The sequence below is a fragment of the Bradyrhizobium oropedii genome, assembly GCF_020889685.1.
In the GTDB taxonomy this organism is placed as follows: domain Bacteria; phylum Pseudomonadota; class Alphaproteobacteria; order Rhizobiales; family Xanthobacteraceae; genus Bradyrhizobium; species Bradyrhizobium oropedii.
Genome location: NZ_JACMYO010000028.1, coordinates 23,358 through 45,933, shown reverse-complemented (window position 1 = coordinate 45,933; position 22,576 = coordinate 23,358). Strand labels below are relative to the sequence as shown.

The 22,576-nt window shown below is 65.3% G+C and carries 20 protein-coding genes and 1 pseudogene; 4 read left to right on the top strand and 17 right to left on the bottom strand.

Annotated elements, in window-relative coordinates:
• Positions 1 to 101: 101 nt before the first annotated feature.
• From H8A95_RS10770 to H8A95_RS10745, 6 genes and pseudogenes are all read right to left on the bottom strand, one after another.
• Positions 102 to 3,270, bottom strand: a pseudogene (locus tag H8A95_RS10770) (efflux RND transporter permease subunit).
• Positions 3,267 to 4,718: an efflux RND transporter periplasmic adaptor subunit gene (locus H8A95_RS10765; protein ID WP_229183148.1), complete on the bottom strand. Its 1,452-nt coding sequence runs from the start codon at positions 4,716 to 4,718 to the stop codon at positions 3,267 to 3,269. The pseudogene H8A95_RS10770 and the gene H8A95_RS10765 overlap by 4 nt, the downstream one beginning before the upstream one ends.
• A gap of 11 nt (positions 4,719 to 4,729) precedes the next feature.
• A complete protein-coding gene (locus tag H8A95_RS10760) occupies positions 4,730 to 5,131 on the bottom strand; it encodes a FixH family protein (protein ID WP_229183147.1) in 402 nt (133 codons plus the stop codon).
• Positions 5,132 to 5,232: 101 nt separating this feature from the next.
• Positions 5,233 to 5,664, bottom strand: coding sequence for a hypothetical protein (locus H8A95_RS10755; protein WP_229183146.1), 432 nt, complete (start codon positions 5,662 to 5,664; stop codon positions 5,233 to 5,235).
• Between the two features lie 82 nt (positions 5,665 to 5,746).
• Positions 5,747 to 7,924: a xanthine dehydrogenase family protein molybdopterin-binding subunit gene (locus H8A95_RS10750; protein ID WP_229183145.1), complete on the bottom strand. Its 2,178-nt coding sequence runs from the start codon at positions 7,922 to 7,924 to the stop codon at positions 5,747 to 5,749.
• Between the two features lie 3 nt (positions 7,925 to 7,927).
• Positions 7,928 to 8,389, bottom strand: coding sequence for a (2Fe-2S)-binding protein (locus H8A95_RS10745; protein WP_229183144.1), 462 nt, complete (start codon positions 8,387 to 8,389; stop codon positions 7,928 to 7,930).
• Between the two features lie 183 nt (positions 8,390 to 8,572).
• Between H8A95_RS10745 and H8A95_RS10740 the strand changes: the two genes are divergently transcribed.
• On the top strand, positions 8,573 to 9,454 hold the full coding sequence (locus tag H8A95_RS10740; RefSeq protein ID WP_229183143.1) for a LysR substrate-binding domain-containing protein: 882 nt from the start codon (positions 8,573 to 8,575) through the stop codon (positions 9,452 to 9,454).
• 239 nt (positions 9,455 to 9,693) lie between these two features.
• Here H8A95_RS10740 and H8A95_RS10735 read toward each other — a convergent pair whose 3' ends face one another.
• Positions 9,694 to 11,268: a S10 family peptidase gene (locus H8A95_RS10735; RefSeq protein ID WP_229183142.1), complete on the bottom strand. Its 1,575-nt coding sequence runs from the start codon at positions 11,266 to 11,268 to the stop codon at positions 9,694 to 9,696.
• Between the two features lie 162 nt (positions 11,269 to 11,430).
• Here H8A95_RS10735 and H8A95_RS10730 point away from each other — a divergent pair, with 162 nt between their 5' ends.
• The 3 genes from H8A95_RS10730 (at position 11,431) to H8A95_RS10720 (ending at position 13,458) form a co-directional block, all read left to right on the top strand.
• Positions 11,431 to 12,210, top strand: a complete 780-nt coding sequence (locus H8A95_RS10730) for an NAD kinase (protein WP_229183141.1) — start codon at positions 11,431 to 11,433, stop codon at positions 12,208 to 12,210.
• A gap of 114 nt (positions 12,211 to 12,324) precedes the next feature.
• Positions 12,325 to 12,870, top strand: a complete 546-nt coding sequence (locus H8A95_RS10725) for a response regulator (RefSeq protein ID WP_163162672.1) — start codon at positions 12,325 to 12,327, stop codon at positions 12,868 to 12,870.
• 9 nt (positions 12,871 to 12,879) lie between these two features.
• Complete coding sequence (locus H8A95_RS10720) at positions 12,880 to 13,458, top strand: Hpt domain-containing protein (RefSeq protein WP_229183140.1); 579 nt, start codon at positions 12,880 to 12,882, stop codon at positions 13,456 to 13,458.
• Positions 13,459 to 13,526: 68 nt separating this feature from the next.
• Here the strand turns inward: H8A95_RS10720 and H8A95_RS10715 are convergent, their stop codons facing one another.
• The 10 genes from H8A95_RS10715 to folE all read right to left on the bottom strand — a co-directional run bounded on the left by H8A95_RS10715 (position 13,527) and on the right by folE (position 22,355).
• Positions 13,527 to 14,708 carry a DUF2336 domain-containing protein gene (locus H8A95_RS10715; protein ID WP_229183139.1) on the bottom strand — a complete coding sequence of 394 codons (1,182 nt, stop codon included), beginning with the start codon at positions 14,706 to 14,708 and terminating at the stop codon, positions 13,527 to 13,529.
• A 163-nt stretch (positions 14,709 to 14,871) separates the two neighbouring features.
• A complete protein-coding gene (locus H8A95_RS10710) occupies positions 14,872 to 15,876 on the bottom strand; it encodes a transglycosylase SLT domain-containing protein (protein ID WP_229183138.1) in 1,005 nt (334 codons plus the stop codon).
• Positions 15,877 to 15,966: 90 nt separating this feature from the next.
• Positions 15,967 to 16,758, bottom strand: coding sequence for a c-type cytochrome (locus tag H8A95_RS10705; RefSeq protein ID WP_229183137.1), 792 nt, complete (start codon positions 16,756 to 16,758; stop codon positions 15,967 to 15,969).
• Complete coding sequence (locus H8A95_RS10700; RefSeq protein ID WP_229183136.1) at positions 16,755 to 18,380, bottom strand: cbb3-type cytochrome c oxidase subunit I; 1,626 nt, start codon at positions 18,378 to 18,380, stop codon at positions 16,755 to 16,757. The genes H8A95_RS10705 and H8A95_RS10700 overlap by 4 nt, the downstream gene beginning before the upstream one ends.
• Positions 18,370 to 18,933, bottom strand: a complete 564-nt coding sequence (locus H8A95_RS10695) for a cupredoxin domain-containing protein (protein ID WP_229183135.1) — start codon at positions 18,931 to 18,933, stop codon at positions 18,370 to 18,372. The genes H8A95_RS10700 and H8A95_RS10695 overlap by 11 nt, the downstream gene beginning before the upstream one ends.
• A complete protein-coding gene (locus tag H8A95_RS10690) occupies positions 18,933 to 19,112 on the bottom strand; it encodes a hypothetical protein (RefSeq protein WP_229183134.1) in 180 nt (59 codons plus the stop codon). The genes H8A95_RS10695 and H8A95_RS10690 overlap by 1 nt, the downstream gene beginning before the upstream one ends.
• Before the next feature lie 9 nt (positions 19,113 to 19,121).
• Positions 19,122 to 20,372 carry a c-type cytochrome gene (locus H8A95_RS10685; protein ID WP_229183133.1) on the bottom strand — a complete coding sequence of 417 codons (1,251 nt, stop codon included), beginning with the start codon at positions 20,370 to 20,372 and terminating at the stop codon, positions 19,122 to 19,124.
• A gap of 13 nt (positions 20,373 to 20,385) precedes the next feature.
• Complete coding sequence (locus H8A95_RS10680) at positions 20,386 to 20,997, bottom strand: c-type cytochrome (protein ID WP_229183132.1); 612 nt, start codon at positions 20,995 to 20,997, stop codon at positions 20,386 to 20,388.
• A 205-nt stretch (positions 20,998 to 21,202) separates the two neighbouring features.
• Positions 21,203 to 21,631, bottom strand: coding sequence for a phosphoribosyl-AMP cyclohydrolase (gene hisI, locus H8A95_RS10675; protein WP_229183131.1), 429 nt, complete (start codon positions 21,629 to 21,631; stop codon positions 21,203 to 21,205).
• A 28-nt stretch (positions 21,632 to 21,659) separates the two neighbouring features.
• Positions 21,660 to 22,355 (bottom strand): GTP cyclohydrolase I FolE, encoded by a 696-nt coding sequence (folE, locus tag H8A95_RS10670; RefSeq protein WP_229183130.1) that lies wholly within the window; start codon positions 22,353 to 22,355, stop codon positions 21,660 to 21,662.
• Between the last annotated feature and the right edge of the window lie 221 nt (positions 22,356 to 22,576).

Below are 22,576 nucleotides of genomic sequence, written 5' to 3'. Positions count from 1 at the left end.
CAAGCCAACCGCAAATCAGTTCGCCGCAACCGCTATCGTATATACCCCCTCAGGGTATCATTCAATCCAGTTTGAAGCCACAGGCAAACGCCCTGTTCCGATCACAACCGGGCCTCCTTGCGCATTGCGACCGCGGCGACCTCATGCCCCGACGCCTTCGCTCCGATCCCGAAGCCCTTCACCACGGCGAAGATCGCGGGAATCACGATCAGCGTCAGCAAGGTCGACGAGATCATGCCGCCGATCATCGGCACCGCGATGCGCTGCATGATCTCGGAGCCGGTGCCGGTGCTCCACATGATCGGCAACAGCCCGGCCATGATGGCGACCACCGTCATCATCTTCGGCCGGACGCGCTCGACCGCGCCCTCGATGATCGCGCGATTGAGATCGTCGCGGCCGATGGTGCGCCCCTCGGCGGCACGACGCGCCGTGATCTCGGCCAGCGCATGGTTGAGATAGATCAACATCACCACACCGGTCTCGGCGGCAACGCCGGCGAGCGCGATGAAGCCGACCGCGACCGCAACCGACAGATTGAAGCCGAGCGCCCACATCAGCCACAACCCGCCGACCAGCGCGAACGGCAGCGACAGCATCACGATCATGGTCTCGGCCACCGAGCGGAAGTTGAGGTAGAGCAGCAGGAAGATGATCGACAGCGTCACCGGCACGACGATCTTGAGCCGCGCGGTGGCGCGTTCGAGATATTCGTACTGCCCGCTCCAGACCACGTAGGTGCCGGGCGGAAACTGCACGCCGGCCTGCACCGCGCGCTGCGCGTCCGCGACGTAGCCGCCGAGATCGCGATCGCGGATGTCGACATAAATGTAGGTCGCGAGCTGCCCGTTCTCGGTCCGGATCGTGGTCGGCCCGCGCGCCGGCTTGATATCGGCGACCTCGCCGAGCGGCACCGCCCCGCCCGCCGGCATCGGCACCAGGATGTCGCTGGCGATCGCGCCGGGATTGTCGCGCAGGTCGCGCGGATAGCGCATGTTGACGGTGAAGCGCTGGCGTCCCTCCACCGTCGTGGTCACGCTCTGGCCGCCGAGTGCGGTCGCGATCGTGTCCTGCACATCCTGCACCGCGATGCCGTAGCGTGCGAGCGCCTCGCGGTTCGGCGTGATCTCGAGGTAGTAGCCGCCGAGGCTGCGCTCGGCATAGGCCGACGAGGTGCCGGGCACGCCCTTCACGACATGCTCGACCTGACGCGCGAGCTTGTCGATCACGGCAAGATCTGGACCGATCACCTTGACGCCGACCGGCGTCCGGATCCCGGTCGAAAGCATGTCGATGCGTGCCTTGATCGGCATGGTCCAGGCGTTGGAAACGCCGGGAAATTGCAGCGCCTTGTCCATCTCGGCGATCAGGCCGTCGACCGTGAGGCCGGCGCGCCACTGCTCTTTCGGCTTCAGATTGATGATGGTCTCGAACATCTCCGACGGCGCCGGGTCGGTCGCGGTGGCGGCACGTCCCGCCTTGCCGTAGACCGAGACCACTTCCGGAAAGCTCCGGATGATCCGGTCCTGCATCTGCAGCAGTTCGGCCGCCTTGGTCACCGAAATCCCCGGCAGCGTGGTCGGCATATAGAGCAGCGTGCCCTCGTTGAGGTCAGGCATGAACTCGGTGCCGAGTTGCCGGGCCGGCCAGATCGAGACGGCGATGGCGCCGAGCGCCAACACAATCACCAGCATCTTCGCCCGCAGCACGCCGTTGATCACAGGACGGTAGATCCAGATCAGGAAGCGATTGATCGGATTCTTGTGCTCGGGAATGACCCTGCCGCGGACGAAGATCACCATCAGCGCCGGCACCAGCGTCACCGACAGCAGCGCCGCTGCCGCCATCGCAAACGTCTTGGTGAAGGCCAGCGGCGAGAACAGCCGCCCCTCCTGCGACTCAAGCGTGAAGATCGGCATGAACGACACGGTGATGATGAGCAGGCTGAAGAACAGCGCCGGGCCGACTTCTGCCGCAGCCTCGATCAGGATCGCGACCCGCGACCGGCCGGGCTCGGCCCGCTCCAGATGCTTGTGCGCGTTCTCGATCATCACGATCGCCGCATCGATCATGGCGCCGATCGCGATCGCGATGCCGCCGAGGCTCATGATGTTGGAGCCGATCCCGAGCAGCTTCATCGCGCCGAACGCCATCAACACGCCGACCGGCAGCATCAGGATCGCGACCAGCGCGCTGCGGACGTGCAGCAGGAACACGATGCAGACCAGCGCGACCACGACGCTCTCCTCGAACAGCGTGCGCTTGAGCGTGTCGATCGCCGCATAAATCAGGTTGGACCGGTCATAGACCGGCACGATCTCGACCGATTTCGGCAGGCTGGTCGCGATCTCCTTGAAGCGCTTCTTGACGTTTTTCGATGACGTCGAGCGCATTGACGCCGAAGCGTTGCAGCACGATGCCGCTTGCCACCTCGCCCTCGCCGTTCAGCTCGGCGATGCCGCGCCGCTCGTCGGGGCCGAGCTCGACGCGGGCGACGTCGCGCAGCAGCACCGGCGTGCCGTTGTCGGCCTTCAGCACGATATTGCCGAGATCGTTGATGTCCTTCAAATAGCCCTTGCCGCGAATGACATATTCGAATTCGGAGAGCTCGACGGTGCGGCCGCCGACATCGGCATTGCTGGCGCGGATCGCATCGCGCATCCGTTGCATGGTGATGCCGCGATCGCGCATCCGCTGCGGATCGAGGATCACATTGTACTGCTTGACGAAGCCGCCGACGCTCGCAACCTCGGCGACGCCTTCCGCCCTCGCCAGCGCGAATTTCAGATTCCAGTCCTGAATGGTTCTGGTATCGGCGAGGTTCAACTGCTTCGACATCACGGCATACTGGTAGACCCAGCCGACGCCGGTCGCATCGGGGCCGATGGTCGGCGACACACCTGCCGGCAACCGCGATGCCGCACCATTGAGGAATTCCAGCACACGCGAGCGTGCCCAATAGATATCCGTGCCATCCTCGAAGATGACATAGACAAAGGAGACGCCGAAGAACGAGAAACCGCGCACGACCTTCGACTTCGGCACCGTCAGCATCGCCGTGGTCAGGGGATAGGTGACCTGGTCCTCGATCACCTGCGGCGCCTGGCCGGGATACTCGGTGTAGACGATGACCTGGGTGTCGGAGAGATCGGGAATCGCGTCGAGCGGCAGATGCACGAGCGCGTAGAGGCCCGCGGCTGCCGCAAAGCCGGTGCCGAACAGCACCAGCAGCAGATTGCGCGCCGACCAGGCGATGATGCGGGCGATCATGGCCGGCCTCCACCCGCGGTCTCGCCTTCTGCGGTTGCCGACGGCGCTGCGGCGGCATCGGCAAACCCCTTGATTGCCGCCTTCAGATTGCTTTCGGCATCGATCAGGAAAGTCGCTGACGTGACGACCGCATCGCCCGCCGCGATCCCGTCGCGGATTTCGACATAGCCCTCGCCTCGCCGCCCGAGCTTCACTTCGCGCGGCTCGAACCGGCCGTTGCCGCGATCGAGCAGCACGGTTTGGCGGCTCCCGGTGTCGAGGATGGAATTATCGGCCACCGCGAGCACCGGCGCAGCGCTGCCCGTATCGATCTCGGCGTCGACATACATGTCCGGAAGCAGCGCGAGATCGGCATTCTGCAACTCGATCCGCACCCGCGCAGTGCGCGTCTCCTTGTTGACCTGCGGATAGATCACGCTGATCTGGCCGGAGAAACTGTGGCCCGGATAGCTCCGCGCGTGCACCGTGACCTTCTGCCCGACCACGATGCTGCCGAGATCGCGCTCGGCGACATCGACGAGTGCCCACACCGTTGAGACGTCGGCGATCCGGAACAAGACGTCGCCGGGCTGGGCCCGCATGCCCTCGATCGCGGCACGTTGCAGCACGATGCCGTCGCGCGGCGACAGCCATTGGATCGCGATCGGAACGGTGCGGCTCTTTTCCATCTCGGCGATGACCGGCTCGGGAACGTCGAGATTGGTCAGCCGCTGCCTGGAGCCGCGACCGTAGGGCTCGATACCGGCGATCGCCTTCGAGGTGATGGTCGCAACATATTCGGCCGCAGCGGACGAGATCGCCGGGCTGTAGATCTCCATCAACGGCTGGCCTTTCGTCACCCGGCTTCCGGTCGTGACGTCGGCTACCCCCTGCACATAACTCTCGGCGCGCATCGCGATGACGGAGACGCGACGTTCGTCGAGCTGGATCGTGCCGGGCGCACGGACCAGCGTGCGGATGCGGCGCATCTGTGCGGCCTCGGACTTGACGCCGGTGCGCTGGATCTTGCCAGATGACAGCGAAATCGAGCCGTCGTCGCTGTCTTCGCCGTCGTAGACGGCGATGTAATCCATCCCCATGGAGTCCTTCTTCGGCACCGGCGAGGTATCGGGAAGGCCCATCGGATTGCGATAATACTTGATCTTGCGCTCGCCTTTCGCAGCGGGCACGCTGATGTCGGTCGATCGCTCGGGCTCGCCAGCACCGGCATCATCATCCGCAGCCACAGGAAGATAGTCGCGCCCGTCAGGCGTCTGCTTCGGCGTCGCCGAGTAGAGCGGCTTGCCGTCGGGATCACGATAATAGATCGGGGCAGCGCTCTCCGCCGCATGCGCGGCGGAGACGATGGCAGCGGTCACCGGTCGCGGCGGCAGGCCGCGGCCGATCCATGCGACGCCTGCCGCTGCGGCGATCGCAGCGGCAGCGCCGGCCCATGTTAAGGGGCCCATTGCTCGGCGGCTCATTTCTCGGCCGTGACGACGAGCTTGTTCTCGACCGAGCCGGTCTCGCCTTGCACCTTGGCGCCGAGCGACAATTGCCAGCGGCCGGCCATGCCGAACGTCGCCTTGAACCGGTAGGTGCCCGGCTCGGTGCCCGGCATCGGCGTCACCTTGGTGGCCATCTCCTGCATGCCGTCGGGCGCCATGTCGAGCCGGGTCGAGAAGATGACGGCGTCGGGCACCGCCTTTCCGGTGGTCTTGTCGACCAGCCGCACCGTGACGATGCGATCGGCGCCGGCCTTGACCGTCGGCTGCACGAGCTGGAATTCGTAGTTCTTGATCTCGGCGTGGGCAGGAAGCCCAGTTACGACAACGCCGATCAGCGCGGCCGCAGCGGCGCGCGCAAGGTGGAAAGACTTCATGATTTTGATCCTCGATAGGTCTGATCGGCCGCGTCGGCGGCATGCGACGACACGCGCGCCATCAGGCGCACGCGTCAGCGATCAGGCGCTTTCAGCGCCCGTCAGACCAGGGTTCGAGGCGGATGGTCCGGTGGTTTGGCACCAAGGCCATCAAGCAGACGGTCGTCGCGCGCGGCGAAGGCGTTTTGCGACGGTTCGCGAGCGATCAGCGACATCGCTCCGCCAGGCGCGGGCAGCGAGACGCTGAGCATGCAGAGCGCGAGGAACGGACAGTCTTCGCAGCCCTTGCTCTTGGTCTGGTCCGGACAGCACGGCATGTTGTCCGCCATCGCCTGGTCAGACACGGCTTCGTCCGACATGACAATGCCGGACATGACGTGGTCCGACATCGACTCGTGACCGGACATCCCCTGCATGGCGGCGGCCGAGGCATCCGGCATCATCCGGGCAAACGCCGTCGCCACGGGCGCGAGCAGCAGACCGGCCGCGACGAGAAGCAGAATCCAGAGATTGGCGAGCCGCCTCAGATGCATGCCCGCTTGTCGCACGGATCAGCGGAACCTGCAAATCCGTGCGACTTCACGATCGCGCCAGTGGACGGCGTGCGCGGCCCCCTCACGTCTGCTTCAACACCATCGGATCGACCGGCATCTTGCGCAGCCGCTTGCCCGTTGCCGCGAAGATCGCGTTGCCGATCGCGGGCACGATGCCCGAGGTCCCGGTCTCGCCCATGCCGCCAGGCGGCTCGGTGCTCGGCACGATGTGGACCTCGATGGCCGGCGCCTGGTCGATGCGCAGCATCTGGTAGCTGTCGAAATTGCTCTGCTCGACGCGCCCGTCCTTCAGCGTGATCTCGCCGTAGAGCGCGGCGGTGACGCCGAAATTGATGCCGCTCTGCAACTGCGCCTGCACCGTGTCGGGATTGACCACCGTGCCGCAGTCCATCGCGCAGACGACGCGGTGGACGCGGACCGAGCCGTCCTTGGCCACCTCGACCTCGGCAATCTGCGCAAGGTAGCTGCCGAACACGAATTGCAGCGACACGCCGCGGCCGCGCCCGGCAGGCAGCTTGCCGCCCCAACCGGCCTTGGCTGCCGCAAGTTCGAGTGCCGCCCTGGCGCGCGGCGACTTGCCGAGCAGCGCCCTGCGATACTCGACCGGATCCTGCTTGGCGGCCGCCGCCATCTCGTCGATCACGCTCTCGGTGACGAACACGTTGTGCGAGGGCCCGACGCTGCGCCAGAACGCGGTCGGGATGCCCGGCGGTTCGACCCGGACGTATTCGACGTGGAAGTTCGGAATGTCGTAGACGAGATTGATCGCGCCTTCTGTCGTGTCGGGATCGAGGCCGTTGCGGAACGCCGGCGGCGCCCATCGCGCAATCACCGACGAGCCGGCGAAGCGGTTGTTCCAGGCGACCGGCTTGCCCGATGCATCAAGGCCGACCGAGATCCGGTCGAACCAGTAAGGCCGGTACATGTCGTGCTGGATGTCCTCCTCGCGCGTCCACACAACCTTGACCGGCGCATCGACCTGCTTGGCGATCTGCACCGCACGAATGACACCGTCGACCTCGAGCCTGCGGCCGAAGCCGCCGCCGAGCAGGTGATTGTGCACCACCACCTTCTCCGGCGGCAAATCCAGCATCTTCGCGGCCACCGCCTGCACCCGCGAGAGCGCCTGGTTGCCGACCCAGATCTCGCAACCGTCGGCGCGCACACGCACGGTGCAGTTCATCGGCTCCATCGTGGCATGGGCGAGGAACGGCAGCTGATAGCTCGCCTCGACCTTGGTCGCCGCGCCCGCCATGGCCTTGTCCGTGTCGCCGGTATTCTGCGCGACCGCGCCCGCCTTCGTGGTGGCGGCTTCGAGTTCGCGCGCGATGTCCGATGTCGCGAGCTTGGCGTGGGCCCCCTCGTCCCACTCGATCGTGAGCGCCGCGAGACCCTTCTTCGCCGCTCCCATATGATCGGCCACCACCGCGACGGCGTCATCGAGCTTCACGATCTGGCGCACGCCGTTGACCGCCTTTGCCGCCGCATCATCCACGCGCTTCACCCGCCCGCCGAACACCGGCGACTGCGCCAGTGTCGCGATCTTGACCCCGGGCGGCCGGGCGTCGATGCCATAGACCGCCGAGCCGTTGATCTTGGACGGCGTATCGAGCCGCTTGGCCGGCGTGCCGATCAGCTTGAAATCGGCCGGGCTCTTCAGCGTCACATTCTCCGGCACCGGCATCTGCGCCGCATCGGCCGCGAGCTCACCGTAGCTCAGCTTGCGGCCGGAGGCTGTGTGATGCACTTCGCCGCTCTCGGCGCGGCACGACGCCGGCTCGACGTTCCAGCGCTTAGCGGCGGCCGCGACCAGCATGGCTTTCGCGGTGGCGCCGGCTTTCCGCATTGGTTGCCAGGAACCACGCATCGCATTGGAATTGCCGGTGGCCTGCACGCCGAGCAGCGGGTTGGCATAGAGCTTGTCGCTCGGCGGCGCGTGCTCGAGCTGCACCTGCGTCAGGCCGATCTCGAGTTCCTCGGCGATCAGCATCGGGATCGAGGTGTAAGTGCCCTGCCCCATCTCGACATAGGGCATGGTCAGCACGACCTTGCCGTCGCCGCCGATCCGGATGAAGGCGTTCGGCGCAAAGTCACCGCCGGCCGCGGCCTCGCTCTCGCTTCTCGCGAATGGCAGGCTCACGCTGAGCAGCAGACCGCCACCGGCGATCGCGCCGGCGCGGAGGAAATTGCGCCGCGACAGATCGGCGGCGCGCTCGGTCACAGTGTGGGTCAGCGTCATGGCTCAACCTCCCGACTGCGCGGCTTGCTTGATGGCGTCGCGAATGCGGACGTACGTCCCGCAGCGGCAGATGTTGCCGGACATCGCCTCGTCGATATCCGCATCGGTCGGCTTTGGCTTGCTCGCGAGCAAGGCGGAGGCGGACATGATCTGCCCGGACTGGCAGTAGCCGCATTGCGGCACCTCGTGCGCGAGCCAGGCGTCCTGGATCTTCTTGCCCGCCGGCGTCTTGCCGACCGCCTCGATGGTCGTGATCCTGGAGTCGCCGATGCTGTCGATCGTCGTGATGCAGGAGCGCACCGCGGTGTCATCGAGATGCACCGTGCAGGCGCCGCACAGCGCCATGCCGCAGCCGAACTTGGTGCCGGTCATGCCGAGCACGTCGCGCAGCACCCACAGCAGCGGCGTATCGCCGTCGGCATCGACCGAATGACTGGTCCCATTGATGGTGATCTGGAAGGGCATCGTGACACTCCTGTCCTGGTTCGAGCCCTGAGCGGGATCGCGTCCCGCCGGGCGAAATCGGCAGCATTTCAAAGCGATCGGACACATCATCGCGCCGATTACTCACTTATGGTAATAAATCCAGTTCACGCGTCCTGAAAACATCGCAATGTTACGCATTGAAATGACCATTGGTTTATAATCATGGACCGACTGACCAGCATGTCCGTATTCGCCCGCGTCGCCGATCTCGGCTCCTTCACCGCGGCGGCCAAGGAGTTGCGGATGTCGCCGACCATGATCGGCAAGCATATCCGCTTTCTCGAGGACCGGCTCGGCTCACAATTGATCAACCGGTCCACCCGGCGGCAGGGCCTGACCGAGCTTGGCCGCAGCTATCTCGATCACTGCAAGCACTTGCTGGTAGAGGCGGAGGCCGGCGATGCGCTGGTCGAGGAAGCCTTGAGCGCGCCGCGCGGCAAGCTGCGCGTCGCGACCTCGGTCGCCTTCGGATCGTACAGCCTGGCGCCCGCGCTGGTCCGTTTCATGAAACGATATCCGGAAGTCTCGGTCGACCTCGTCCTCAGCGACAGGATGGTCGACCTGCTCGAGGAAGGGCTCGACGCCGCGATCCGGGTCGGCACGCTGACCGACTCCACGATGATGTCGCGTTCGCTGTCGCCCTACACCGGTGTGGTTTGCGCCGCGCCGCGCTATCTCGCCGAACGCGGCACGCCGCTTCACCCGGGAGATCTCATCCAACATGAATGCCTGCGCTATCCCGGATGGTCGGATGCGCGGAGATGGACTTTCTTCGGGCCGGAAGGCGAAGTCCATGTCGACGTCGGGAGTCGGTTGACGATCAACAACGCGTTCGGCATCCGCTATGCGGCGCTGGCCGGCGCCGGCATCGTGCTGATGCGGGACGAGCTGCTGGCCGACGATATCGCCGCGGGCCGGCTGCAGATCCTGCTGCCGAACTACACGACGCAAGCCCGCGCGCGCCAGATCCTGTGGCCAAAAAACCGCAAGATGACGCCGAAGCTGCGCGCCCTGATCGATTTCATCGTGGAGACGTATGGCTGATCATGTCGAGAGAATGCGAATGTACGCCCCGATGCCCGCAGCAAGATTCAGTGTCGTCCCGGGCGACCCGGGACCCATGACCACCAATGTTCGTTGTTGCACAATGCTGGGGCCACAGCTCGGTTCAACAACGGAAGCCTGTGGTTATGCGTCCCTGCTCCCGTACGCAATTGCGCACTAGGCAGGGACGACACTGTTATTGCGGCAATCGGAATAATCCAATTCGCAATCCACGCCTCTCACTTGATCAGCGCCTCGACTTCCTTGCGGAACGCCTGGCGGGAGCCGTCGCGGGAGTAGAACATATGGCCGCCGGGATAGACCGCGAGCCTGGTGCGGCTCGGACCCGCGAAGGCCGGCAGCTGATCGAGGATGATCTTCGAGGCGAAGTATGGCGTCGCGAGATCGAACATGCCGTGGCCGATCAAGAGCTTCAGCTTCGGATCGAGCGCCAGCATCTGACGCAGCTGCGTCACCGACTCCGGCGGGCTGATGCCGTGACCGAACTCCCAGGCCTTGTTCACGCTTTCGCTGAGCAGGTGATAGGAGCCGTCCGGCCGCCAGTTCAGTCTGCGCGTGGTGAGATCGACCGCGGCGCTGGTCAGCGGCGCCATCAGCGGATCGCCGGACGGATCGTTGAAGTGGAAGTAGCTCGAATCCGGATAGGGATCGAAGCCTTCGACCGAGGCATCGTAGCGGCCGGTCACCTTGCCGTTCTTGCGATCGAACTCGCGGCGGAATTCGCCGATGTCGAAGCGGCCGGCGAGCCGTCTGCTCACCGCCTGATCGATGCCGGTCAGGCTCGCGACCTTGTCGGCGAGCCGCGTGGTGGCCTCGGTATCGGCTTGCCCCTTGACCAGATCGAGCAGGAAATCGCCGCGCGCGTAGTTCTCGACGTCGGCGAGATCGTCGCGCGTCACCGGCCCCTTAGCCTGCCGCGCGACCGCCGTCATGGTCGGCAGGCTTGCTACATATTGCAGGATGCTGGTGCCGGTATAGTCGCGGAAATCCAGCACCGGCGAGATCAGGATCAGGCCGCGCACGCCGACGCCCTGCTGCATTTGCAGATTGCGCACCACCTTGGGTCCGCGAATGCCGCCATAGCTTTCGCCGGTGACATACTTCGGCGAGGTCAGCCGGTCGTATTTCTCCAGCCAGCGGCGGATCACCAGCGCGACCGAATTGGCGTCGCCGTCGACGGTGAAGAAGCGCTTGCGCGCATCCTCCGACGTGGTGACGAAACGGCTGTAGCCGGTGCCGACCGGATCGATGAAGACGAGATCGGTGAAATCGAGCCACGTGTCGGCGTTGGGTTGCAGCTCGGGCGAGGCCGAGGACACCGCGCCGTCGCCATCGAACGGCAGCCGCCACGGCCCCACATTGCCGAATTGCAGCCAGGCCGACGCGGAGCCCGGCCCGCCATTGAACAGGAACGTCACCGGACGGTTCGCCTTCTCGGCGCCGTCGAGCTGGTAGGAGGTGTAGGCGATGTCGGCGAGCGGCTCGCCCTTGTCGTCGAACACGCGGATCGAGCCTGCGGTGGCGCTGAAGTTCAGCGTGCGGCCCGGCAGCGCGACCGATTGCTTGGTCGTCGAATCCGGCGGCAGGCGATGCTGTTCGGCGGTCGATGCGTTGGCCGCAGCGTTGGCGCCGGAGCCGCTCTCGCCGCGCCCTGCCCGCCCCTTCTGGCCGCTCGGGGCCTGCGCGCTCGGCGACGGCGATGGCTGCGGGGTCTCGTCATCGGCCCGCGCCGCGGTTGCGAGGCAGGCCACCAGCAACGCCGCGGCGAGCCGTGTCGCAAAACTGTTAGCCATACCCTGCACTCCCTGGACCCGCCTTTAAGCAATCTTGCCGCAAACTGCGGTAGCTTGGCAGCACCCGCAAGGCATGCGGTCCGTTCCCGGACCATCTCGACAAGGCCGCCCGGGATGTATAGACGAGCGCGGCGTAATCCGGGCCAAAAGAGTTCGTGAGCGATGGCTACCCCCAAGCGGTATGACAAGATCGCCTTCGTCGCCAGTCCGAGCGCGGAAGCGCAGACGGCGCTCGAGCAACTGACCGCGATGTACGGCAACCATTCGGCCGCCGATGCCGACGTCGTGGTTGCGCTCGGCGGCGACGGGCTGATGCTGCAAACGCTGCACGCCAACATGCGCAGCGGCAAGCCGATCTACGGCATGCACCGCGGCACCGTCGGCTTCCTGATGAACGAATACTCGACGCATGATCTGCGCACGCGGCTGGCCGCATCGCGGGAATCGCTGATCAATCCGCTGCTGATGCGCGCGACCGACATCCACGGCGCCGTGCATCTGCATCACGCCATCAACGAGGTCGCGCTATTCCGGCAGACCTACCAGGTCGCCAAGCTGCGCATCCTGATCGACGAGCATGAGCGGATGCCCGAGCTGATGGCCGACGGCATCCTGGTGGCGACGCCGGCCGGATCGACCGCCTACAATCTCTCCGCCCAGGGTCCGATCCTGCCGATCAACGCGGCGCTGCTGGCGCTGACCCCGATCAGCGCGTTCCGGCCGCGGCGCTGGCGCGGCGCGCTGTTGCCGAACTCCGCCTTCGTGGTGATCGAGGTGATCGAGGGCGACAAGCGCCCGGTCGCCGCGGTCGCCGACCATGACGAGGTCCGCGACGTCCGCCGGGTCGAGGTGCTGTCCGACAAGACGATAGCCATGCGGATGCTGTTCGACCCCGGTCACTCGCTGGAAGAGCGCATCCTGCGTGAGCAGTTCGGCTACTGACGGCGGGCAGCCTCGCCGGGCCCCTGCCCGGCAACCAATCATTAACCCCGGGCAGGATATGGTTAACGCTGGGTAATACCGCATTGGCCCGGTATGCCCGTTCGGGACCGGACCATGTATCGCATCGATTTCAACAAGCTGCGATTTTTGATTTGCGACGACAATCCGCACATGCGCCGCATCCTGCGGACGCTGCTGCATTCGTTCGGCGCGCGCGAGGTGTATGAGTCCGAGGACGGCGCCACCGCGCTCGAGATGTACACCCATTACGTGCCCGACATCGTCATCACCGACTGGTCGATGCCGATCTTCGACGGGCTCGAACTCGCGCAGATGATCCGGCAGCCGGAATCCAAGGGCAATCCCTACGCGCCGATCATCATGCTGACCGGCCATTCCGAGAAGCGCCGCGTCACCGTCGCGCGCGATGCCGGCGTCACTGAATTCCTGGCCAAGCCGATCTCGGCCAAGGGCCTCTACCAGCGGATCATGAACGTGGTCGCCAATCCGCGTCCGTTCATCAAGACCAAGACCTATTTCGGCCCCGACCGCCGCCGCAACACCACCAACACCTATATCGGCCCCGAGCGCCGCGGCAGCGGCGAGGTCGAGGTGCTGCAACAGCCGTCGCTGCTCGAAAAGGCGCGCTCGACCATCTAGGACACCGCCATGGCGAAAGACAAAGCTGGGACGATCGAGGTCAAGAGTTTCGGCACCCACCATGTGATCACGCAGCCGAACCCGCTGCGCAAGATGCTGCTGCGGGTCCCCGAGAGCGATCTCGACGATCCCGTTGGCCGCGCCGAAAAGGCGCTCGCCGGGCTGTCCGGCGAGTTCAAGGAGTGGATGACGATCGAGGCCGACCGCCTCTCCGCCGCGCACGCCGCGGTGATGCGCGAAGGATTCAACGACAAGACGCGCGAGGAGCTGTTCCGGGCGGCGCACGACATCAAGGGCGATGCCGCAACATTCGGTTATCCCTCGGCGGCCGCGGCAGCCGAGAGCCTGTGCCGCATCATCGAGCACGCGCCTGATCTCGGCGCGGTGCCGCAACAGTTGATTGCCCATCACATCAACGCCGTGCAGGCGATCGTGCGCAACCGCACCAAGCTCGATACCGCAGTCGTGGCCGGCGTGCTGAGCAAGCAGCTCCGCGGCATCGCCGATGAATTCCTGACCCACGCCAACCGCGATCGCCCCGAGCATCTCGAGGCCATCCTCGCGCCGAGCATCGCCCCTGGCGAATAGCGGCAGGGTCGGCCGCCGCGTTGCGGCAGCCTCTCAAGCATCCATCGATCGCAGGAAACGCGGCTCTCTCAGGCCGCGATGAGATCGTCGTCGTAAGGCAGCACCGAGATCGCGTCTTCCGCGGCGAGCTCCTCGCAGAACATCCGCGCATCCTCGCGGGCCGACTCGGTCGCAAAGCGGCGCAGCAGGATCAAGAGCGGCTCGGCGGCCGACTGATCGGTCTCGCAATGGGTCAGCACGCGCTCCACCATGCGGCGATGCAGCCGCGCGGCGCCGTCGCCGCTGTCGACATAGCCGACCTCGTGGCTGGCCTCGAGCGCGACGCGGAACGCGGCATAGGTGGATTCCGGCAAGCCTGCGCGACGCAGCAGCGCCTGCAGGCCGTTGCCGCCGCGGTCGTTCAGCAGCGCGGAGACGCGGCCATAGGGCAGCCCGGACAGTTCGGCGAGCGCCGCCCCGAACAAATCGAGATTGCCGGACAGCAGCGCACGCAGGATCAGCCCGGCGGTCAGTTGTCCGGTGGCGCGCAGATGCGTGATCAGGTTCTGCATGTCGTCGCCAAAGGCGCGCGCGGCGATGTTCACCGTCGAGCGCTCTTTCGCCTCGCCGGCGATCCGGTCGGCCCGGTCGGCGCCGAGCCAGTTTCGCGCGACGACGAATTGCGCCAGCGTGTCGGAGAGCTTTGCGACCAGCGCCAGCCGCGTGGCGGACGGCAGGTCTTCCAGCGCCAGCATCGATTCGCGGATCGCCGCGAGATGGCCATGGCGCTCGACGATGCGATCCCAGGAGAACGGTGCAAGGCCGGCATATGGATTCTCGATCAGCTCGAGCGCGGCCGCCGCCGATCCAACCTCGGCGATCGCAGCCGCAACGGAGGCCGGAAGATTGACGCGGCGCGCGATCGCGCACTGCATTTCGTCGGAGCCGGTCGCGACGATGTCGACGAGATCGGCATCGATCAAGAGCGGTGAATGTTCCAGCACCGGCAGCGCGATCGCCGGCTGGTCGGCCGACAGCGCCTGCACGATTGCTGCAGGCGCCTCCGCGCTGTGGGCGAACACCTCGGCCATCGCCTGCCGAACCAGCGGCGATGGATCGTCGAGCAGCATCAGCAGCGCGCCTTCGGCTGCGATGCGGTCGTCCTCGGTGAGATCTGAAATGAGCAAGGCCCGGGCCAACGCCCGTGTCGCCTCTGCCCGCTCGCCTGCTGGAGCGGTCCTAATCCAACTAATGAACTGCCGAACGATCATGGTCCTGCCGGCTTACGCAACGAGACGGCATCGACATACGACGCCACTACAAGGAAAAATAAACCATGACGCTTAACAAAGGGTTCACCATAAACGTTTGGGATTATTGACGTTTCGTTAAGACGGCCATGGCGCGCCGCTTCGCACGCGCAGTAAGGAAGCGCTAGCCGTTGCTGTAGGTTCCGTTCGGATCGCTGAACAGATCAAGCCGCCCGGGCGCGCGGACCTTCGGCGTGGCCGAAGCAGTCAGCGAAGCGGAATTGCCCCACAGCTCCTGCACCGCCGGCGAGATCGGCTGCGGACGATCGCCGCCCTGGTAGAGCGAGCGGAACGCCGGCGCCGGCTGCGCCGATGCGACGGCCGAGGTCGCGCCGACTGATGAGGCCGCGCCGGCATTCGGGAAGGTCGACAGATAGGACGCGGTGTCCATGGCCACCGCTTGTGTCGGCGTAGTGCTTGCGATCGCATAAGGCGACATGGTGTCGCCGCCCGCCGCCGCAAAGGCGGTGCGCGTGTCCTTCGAATTCGCCGCCGCGGCGTAGCGTGTCGTCAACACCGAATAGACCTGGCTGACGCTGCGCGCGCTGCCCGACTTGTCGTAGAATATCGACTGGTTCGCCGCAGCCGCCTTCGGAAACATCGTGGCGGCGCTGGCGCTTGGACTGTCCTCGGCGCTCGAGATCAGCTTGCCGGCACCGCCGACGCCCATGAAATGCGCCATATAGAGCTCGGCATCGGTCGGGCGCCGGCCGAGCGTGCCGGTGAGCTTGAAGCTGTTGGATTGCGTCAGCACCGCCGCCATCGACGAAGCGGCATCGGGATCGTCGCGCAGCTTCATGACCGCGTTGCGCGCGGAGGGATCGCTGACCGAATAGCTGCCGTCGGAATTCTTGGTGATGGCGTCGGCATACTGGCCATAGCCGAGCTGGCTTCCGGCCTCCTTGACGGTGCCGAGCCAGGTCTGGTCGATGAACTGATAGAGTCCATGCGCCGACGAAGTCGTGGCGCCCGCCCGCGGATTGAAATTGGATTCCATCTTCGCGGTCGTGAGCAAATATTCGAAGCTCGTGCCGGTGGTGGCGGCCGCCTGCTTGATCGAGCCGGCGACCTTCAGGCGCGAAGCATCGACACCTGCCGAAGCCGTCGCGTTGAAGAGGTCGACCGCCATTGATCCGGTGCCTTGCCCGGGCGCCGGCAATCGGCACCCATGTCCTGTCAACCTGCCGTAATTATGGTTAACGGCAGGTTAAAACCCGGCTCAGGGCTGTGCCTCGTAGTAATGCGCAACCTGGTCGATCTCCTCGGCCGTCATCTGGCGGGCGATGTTACGCATCTGCTGGCTGATGTCGTTGCGGCGGGCCCCGGACGCAAAGGCCTCGAGTTGCGCCTTGATGTAGACCACCGACTGGCCGCCGAGCCAGGGGCTTCCCGCCTTGTTGTCGATATCGCCGTGGCAAGACCCGCAAGGCGGGATGTTGCGCATCGGAGCGCCCGTCACCACGACCGCCGGCGCGGGACGCCCGGTATCCAGATTGTTCGAAGGCACCCGCGGCAGATAGGCGTAATAGGCCGCGACATCCTTCATGTCCTGGTCGCTCATGGCCGCAGCGAACGGGCTCATCACGACGCTGACCCGCGCGCCGGTCTTGAAGTCGTTGAGCTCCTTGTACGTCACCGCGGCAAACTGCCCGGCGAGGTTCGGAGAATGGGCGTCGCTGACGCCCTGCGGTCCGTGGCAGATCGCGCAGCGCTGGGCCAACGTCGCGCCGCGCCCGATCGAGACCTGGTCCGCCTTGGTCAGCATCTCCGAGGTCATGACGACATTGGAGGTCTTGAAATCCGGCTTGACGGCCGTCTCCTGTACCGCCGCGCGGGGAACGCCGGCCGCGCTGCAGATCGCATCCCAGACGCCGGTAAGCTGAAGGTGAGGCTGGAGCAGCGGCAGCCAGATCAGGCCGACGACCGCCGACAGTACGGCAACGCCGGCCGTGATGCCGACGCTGATGCCGAACCAGGGATTGCGCGTGGAGAACAGCGGATGATCGCTCATCGGCCAGCTCCGACATAAACCGCGGGAACGTTGGTCTCGCTCAGCGCCATCAACTGCGCGATCGGGAAGCCGTAGTTCACCACGGTGAGACCGACCATCAATGCGAGCCACAGGCCGAACGAGTTGAGCGCGACCGGAATCCGCGCCGGCATGTGCAGCGGCACGGCGAAACGGTAAGCAGCCGCCTCGTCTCGCGCACCGAACTGCCCGCGGATCAATACCAGCAGGAACAGCACGCCCGACAGCAGCAGGATGAAGCCGCCGATCGCCGACATCGTCACCGAGAAGGCCTGCGGCGCGATCGCGGGGTTGGCATAGTCATAGAACGCCATGCGGCGCGGCATGCCGAGGATGCCGACATAGTGCCACGGGAACGTGGTCACGATCATGCCGATGAACCACAGCCAGAGCTGCGTGCGCATCATCCCAAAACTGTCCAGCGCACGGCCGGTCAGATGCGGCCACAGATCATAAGCGATGGCAAAATACATAATGACGATGGCACCGCCGAAGATCAGGTGGAAATGGCCGGTGATCCACTGCGTGTTGTGCACGGTGGCGTCGAGCTGATAGCTCATGTTGATCAGCCCGCCGGCGCCGCCGAAGCCGAGCATGACCAGCGACAGCGCCGTCGCCAGCATGATCGGATTGGACCATGGCAGCGACCTGATCCAGCCGAACGCGCCCTGCCCGCCGCGCAGGCGGCTGGCGATCTCCGCCGAGGCGCAGATCGTGAACACCGTGAGCAACGTCGGCAGCGCGACGAGGCCGGTGAACACCGAGTGCATGAACTTGATCCCGGCGCCGACCTGTGGATCGGCAAACAGGTGATGCACGCCGATCGGCATCGCCACCACGACGAACAGGATGAACGAGATCCGCGCCATCGCATCGCTGTAGAGCCGGCCGCCGATCGCACGCGGAAAGATCGTGTAATAGGCGATGTAGGTCGGGATCAGCCAGAAATAGACAATGGCATGCAGGGTCCAGGAAAAGAACACGCGCGCCAGCCCGGCGTCGATCGTCGACCTGAGCCCGAGCGCGACGGGCAGGATCAGGAACAGGATCTCAAGCGCCGCACCGACCGCAGTCCAGCCCCAGAGCAGGCATCCCGCGACATTGGCGTACATCGCAAGCGGCACCGGCTTGTCCGGGTTGTCGCGCTTCCAGATCACGAAGTTGATCACCATCAGCGCGACCCAGATCCATGATCCGACCACGACCATGACGACGCCGATGTAATAGAAGGGATTACCGACCATCGGCGGATAGAAGGTGTAGAGCACCGAGGCGAGCCCGAGCGAGACCGGGATCATCGCGACGACGGCACCGACGGCAACCAGGAAGAAGCCCGCCCAGGCCCAGCGCCGTCCGACCAACTCTTTCCCGAGCGACGCTTCGGTGATCGCATAGCCGAATCCCATCGCGATCAGCGTCGGGAACACATACCCCATCGCCGAGCCATGCGCGGTGACCGAGCGATAGTAGAACTCCGGATTGAAATGCCAGGTGTTCAGCGGGCTGCGCACGAACATCTGCCAGGCGCCGAGCACCAGCGCCGCACCGAACACGATGAAGGCGAGCCAGAAGTGAGAGAGGATGAGCCGCTTGTTAGTCAACACAGGTCAGCCTCCGCTTCGCTGCCGCCATGTCGCGGAACGCGGTCTTGTCGACCACCTTGACCTTGCCCCACATGCCCTGGTGGCCGATGCCGCAGAATTCCTGGCACGGCATCACATGATCGCCCGGCGCCTTGAAGCGTACCGGCAGGTCCGTGATGTAGCCCGGCACCAGCATGGTGTTGATGTTGGTGCCCTCGATCAGGAAGCCGTGCACGACATCGGCGCTGGTGGCGCGCAAGTTGATCGGCGTGTCCGCCGGCACCACGATGCATTGCGGCGTGAAGGAATATTGTTGGCCGATGGCGCGCACGGTGACCGAGCCGTCGGCCGCCATTTCACTGCCGAGATTGCTCTCGGTGAACTCGCCGGACAGATGCAGCGTCTTGGGATCGGCGATTTCGACCCGGCCCTGCGGCATCGTCGCCTGATGGATGCCGATAAAGGCGGCCATGCCGACCAGCACGCCGACGATGACGATCGACAGCGTCGCCCAGCGCCGCTCGATCCGCGCCGCGACGGCCTCGCCCGGGCTATGGTCCGTCTCGGTCGCCATCAGGGAACGCTCCGCGGCAGGAAGACCAGCAGATAGAATGCAAACCACAATCCGACCACGATCGCCGTCGCAATGCCTGCGATCGCGACCGCACCGCTTGGGCCGCTGCGCACGATGGTCTCGACGGCCTCGTCCTCTGAGACGGATGTGCTCGGTTGCGGCGAAGATGAGTTGATCATGATCGCCCCCTAGTTCAGCGTTGCTGCACGCAGTTCGTTGGCCTGCCGCGCCGATACCGGCTCGCCGCGGTTGCCCCAAGCCGTTCGAATGTAGGTCACGACGGCCGCGACCTCGTCGTCCGACAGCTTCTGCGCAAACGGCGGCATGCCGTGGGGCATCGGATTGCCTGACGTGCCCGGCGGGTAACCGCCATTGAGCACCATGCGGATGGGGTTGACGGCGGAAACCATCTGGATCGACTGGTTGCCGGCGAGCGGCGGATAGTCCGGCGGCATGCCCTGCCCGGTCGCGCCATGGCAGCTTGCGCAGTCGCGGTCATAGATCGACTTGCCAAGGGACAGCAGCAGACTGCTCTCGGCCGACGGCAGCGAGGTCGACGCCTTTTCCGGCGGACCGCCCTGCGCAAGGCCCTTCAGGTAGACCGCCATCGCACGCACATCGTCATCGTTGAGATATTGCAGGCTGTTGTAGACAACCTCGGCCATCGGTCCGTACACGGCGCCCTTCGCGGACACGCCCTTGCGCAGATAGTCGACGATCTCCTCGATCGTCCAGTCGCCGAGCCCTGTCTCCTTGTTGGAGGTCAGCGACGGCGCGTACCAGTTCTGCATCGGGATCAGGCCGCCCTCGAAGGCCTGCGACTGCTTGCTGCCGCCGAGCGCATTGATCGGGGTGTGACACATCCCGCAATGACCCAGCCCCTCGACCAGATAATTGCCTCTATTCCACTCTGCCGACTTCGTCGGATCAGGCTTGAACTCGCCTTCCCTGAAGAACAGCGTGCGCCATCCGAGGATCAGGGAGCGGTTGTTGAACGGGAACGTCAGGTCATGCGGCTTGTTGAGCTGCCTGACCGGCGGCACGGTACGCAAATAGGCGTAGATCGCGTCGCTGTCCTCGCGCGTCACCTGGGTATAGGAGGCAAACGGCATCGCCGGATAGACCAAGCCGCCATCGGGAAAGCGGCCACTGTGCATCATCTGGTAGAATTGATCCGACGTCCACGTGCCGATCCCGGTCTGCGGGTCAGGCGTGATGTTCGACGTGTAGAGCGTGCCGAACGGCGTTTTCATCGGAAGGCCGCCGGCGAAGGTCCTGCCTTCGCGCGCGGTGTGGCAGGCGATGCAATCGCCGGCGCGCGCGAGATATTCGCCCTTGGCGACGACGGCCGGATCGGCCGCCTTCTGTTGCGCCAGCGCGGTGATGGGCAACAGCGCCAGCGCCAACCCGACAAGCAGTCCTGTTGAGGTTCGCGACATCGGTACGATCCCCTCAGTGCGGTTCGCTGCCGCATTCGAGCGGCATCGGAAGGCTGCCTCGCGGCGCGAAGGATGGATCGGCCGGCGCCGGACGCGAGGACAGGTAGGCGGCCACCGCCTTGACGTCGTCCTCCGTCAGCAGGCTCGCGACCACCTGCATGCAATCGGGGGCGAGCGCAGTGCGCGTGCCGTAGCGCCAGCCGCCGAGCTGGCCGCTGATGTAGGCCGCGCGCAGGCCGAGCAGCCCGGGAATGCCGGGCTCCATGCCGCCCAACGTGGGACCATGACAGGCCGAACAGGGCGGAATGCCGTGCTGCGGATCGCCGTTCTTCACGATCGCTTCGCCGCGCGCCAGGATCTCCTTGCTGTCGACCGGCGGAACCGGCGGCGGAAACGCCGGCCGGAGCGAAGCGAAATACTCGGCGATCTTCTTCAAGTAATCGTCAGTCTGAAACTCCAGCAGGTAGTTCATCGGCGGATATTTCCGCCGTCCATCCCTGAACGCGATCAGCTGGTTATAGAGGTAGCCGGCCGGTTTGCCGGCAAGACGGGGAAAATAGACGTCGCGGGTGCCCTCGCCTTCGGCGCCGTGGCAGGGCGCGCAGGCGAGGACGCGCGCGGCCATCGTATCGGGTGCACGCTCTCCGGTTTGCGATTGCGCCGCGCCGATCGGCAATACAATCGAGGCAAGAAACCCAAGAAGCGGTATCAGGCGATGCGCCACAACTCACCCCCAGCGCGACGACGATGTGCAATTACTTGCACACAGCCGAACGGGAGGCAACGAAGTGCACCACTTCGACGCATTGCATTTGATTTAGATCAACGCTCTATTTGCGATAGAGCTGCGCCGGATCGAACAGTCGCTCGGCATCGACGAATGACAGGCTGACGTCGCCGCCCTCGCCCTTCACGGCGCGATAGAAGCAGGATCGCCGTCCGGTGTGGCAGGCGGCGCCGATCTGCTCGACCTTGATCCACACCGCGTCCTGATCGCAATCCATCCGGATCTCGACCACGCGCTGGGTCTGGCCCGAACTCTCGCCTTTGCGCCACAACGCATTGCGCGAGCGGCTGAAGTACCAGCCTTCGCCGGTCGCGATCGTCTTGCGCAGGGCTTCGTCGTTCATATGCGCGACCATCAGCACGTCGCCGGTCGCGGCATCGGTCGCGACGCAGGTCACGAGACCTGCCGCGTCGAATTTGGGCTGGAAGACCAGCCCTTCTTCGCGGTCGTGATCGTGGGTCGATGCGGACACGGAAAACCTCGCTTAGGGAATTGCGAGGTTACCGGTTCGGTCCTCGCACCAGGGACAGGAAGCGCTGCTGCTCCGCCGGATTGTCGCGGAACATGCCGGTGAAGCGGCTGGTGAAGGTCGATGCACCGTGCTTGGCGACGCCGCGCACCGACATGCAGGTATGCTCCGCCTCGATCAGTATCGCAACGCCGCGGGGCTTCAGCACCTCGTCGATCGCGGCTGCGATCTGCGCGGTGAGATGCTCCTGGGTCTGCAGGCGGCGGGCGAAGATGTCGGTCAGCCGCGCCAGCTTGGACAGGCCCACGACGCGCTCCACCGGCGTATAGGCGATATGCGCCTTGCCGTAGAACGGCATCATGTGATGCTCGCACTGCGAGGTGAATTCGATGTCGCGGACCAGGACGAAGTCGTCGTAGCCGGCGGTCTCACCGAAGGTGCGGTTCAGCACTTCGGCCGGGCACTGATGATAGCCTTGATAGAGCTCGTCATAGGCCTCGACGACGCGGCGCGGCGTGTCGAGCAGACCTTCGCGGAAGGTGTTCTCGCCGATATAGGCGAGCAGCGTCTTCACGGCGTCCTCGGCTTCCGCACGCGACGGGCGCGGCTGGTCGGCACGGACGGCCGCCGCCATGAATTCTGACGGATCGAGCTCGCTGGACTTAACGTCAGATGTCTTGGCGTCGGCTGGCTTGTTGGGGCGAATCGGTTTGATCAAGGCGTCCATGTCGTCTCCGTTCGACCGGCCCTGGCATTGCCCTCAGGCCGGATGTGTCACCGGGCAGACGGGGCGGACTGTCGAACCGCCGGACGCCTGAGTCCCCATCTTGTAGCACCACAACGGCGAATGTGGTCCGCGGTGGCCGCATGGCCGGGCTATGTTTCCGGCGCTGCCGCTCATATATAGGACGGTGAAACCCAGCCGCCAAGAGCGCCCGGCGTCGCCGG

Excerpts from the sequence above, each read along its gene's own strand:
- H8A95_RS10725 (WP_163162672.1), top strand. The coding sequence starts at position 12,325 with ATGTATCGCATCGATTTCAACAAGCTGCGATTTTTGATTTGCGACGAC.
- H8A95_RS10730 (WP_229183141.1), top strand. The coding sequence starts at position 11,431 with ATGGCTACCCCCAAGCGGTATGACAAGATCGCCTTCGTCGCCAGTCCG.
- folE (WP_229183130.1), bottom strand. The coding sequence starts at position 22,355 with ATGGACGCCTTGATCAAACCGATTCGCCCCAACAAGCCAGCCGACGCC.
- H8A95_RS10765 (WP_229183148.1), bottom strand. The coding sequence starts at position 4,718 with ATGGGCCCCTTAACATGGGCCGGCGCTGCCGCTGCGATCGCCGCAGCG.
- H8A95_RS10685 (WP_229183133.1), bottom strand. The coding sequence starts at position 20,372 with ATGTCGCGAACCTCAACAGGACTGCTTGTCGGGTTGGCGCTGGCGCTG.
- H8A95_RS10690 (WP_229183134.1), bottom strand. The coding sequence starts at position 19,112 with ATGATCAACTCATCTTCGCCGCAACCGAGCACATCCGTCTCAGAGGAC.
- H8A95_RS10745 (WP_229183144.1), bottom strand. The coding sequence starts at position 8,389 with ATGCCCTTCCAGATCACCATCAATGGGACCAGTCATTCGGTCGATGCC.
- H8A95_RS10695 (WP_229183135.1), bottom strand. The coding sequence starts at position 18,933 with ATGGCGACCGAGACGGACCATAGCCCGGGCGAGGCCGTCGCGGCGCGG.
- H8A95_RS10735 (WP_229183142.1), bottom strand. The coding sequence starts at position 11,268 with ATGGCTAACAGTTTTGCGACACGGCTCGCCGCGGCGTTGCTGGTGGCC.
- H8A95_RS10720 (WP_229183140.1), top strand. The coding sequence starts at position 12,880 with ATGGCGAAAGACAAAGCTGGGACGATCGAGGTCAAGAGTTTCGGCACC.
- H8A95_RS10755 (WP_229183146.1), bottom strand. The coding sequence starts at position 5,664 with ATGCATCTGAGGCGGCTCGCCAATCTCTGGATTCTGCTTCTCGTCGCG.
- H8A95_RS10760 (WP_229183147.1), bottom strand. The coding sequence starts at position 5,131 with ATGAAGTCTTTCCACCTTGCGCGCGCCGCTGCGGCCGCGCTGATCGGC.
- H8A95_RS10750 (WP_229183145.1), bottom strand. The coding sequence starts at position 7,924 with ATGACGCTGACCCACACTGTGACCGAGCGCGCCGCCGATCTGTCGCGG.
- H8A95_RS10710 (WP_229183138.1), bottom strand. The coding sequence starts at position 15,876 with ATGGCGGTCGACCTCTTCAACGCGACGGCTTCGGCAGGTGTCGATGCT.
- H8A95_RS10705 (WP_229183137.1), bottom strand. The coding sequence starts at position 16,758 with ATGAGCGATCATCCGCTGTTCTCCACGCGCAATCCCTGGTTCGGCATC.
- H8A95_RS10715 (WP_229183139.1), bottom strand. The coding sequence starts at position 14,708 with ATGATCGTTCGGCAGTTCATTAGTTGGATTAGGACCGCTCCAGCAGGC.
- H8A95_RS10680 (WP_229183132.1), bottom strand. The coding sequence starts at position 20,997 with ATGGCCGCGCGCGTCCTCGCCTGCGCGCCCTGCCACGGCGCCGAAGGC.
- H8A95_RS10740 (WP_229183143.1), top strand. The coding sequence starts at position 8,573 with ATGGACCGACTGACCAGCATGTCCGTATTCGCCCGCGTCGCCGATCTC.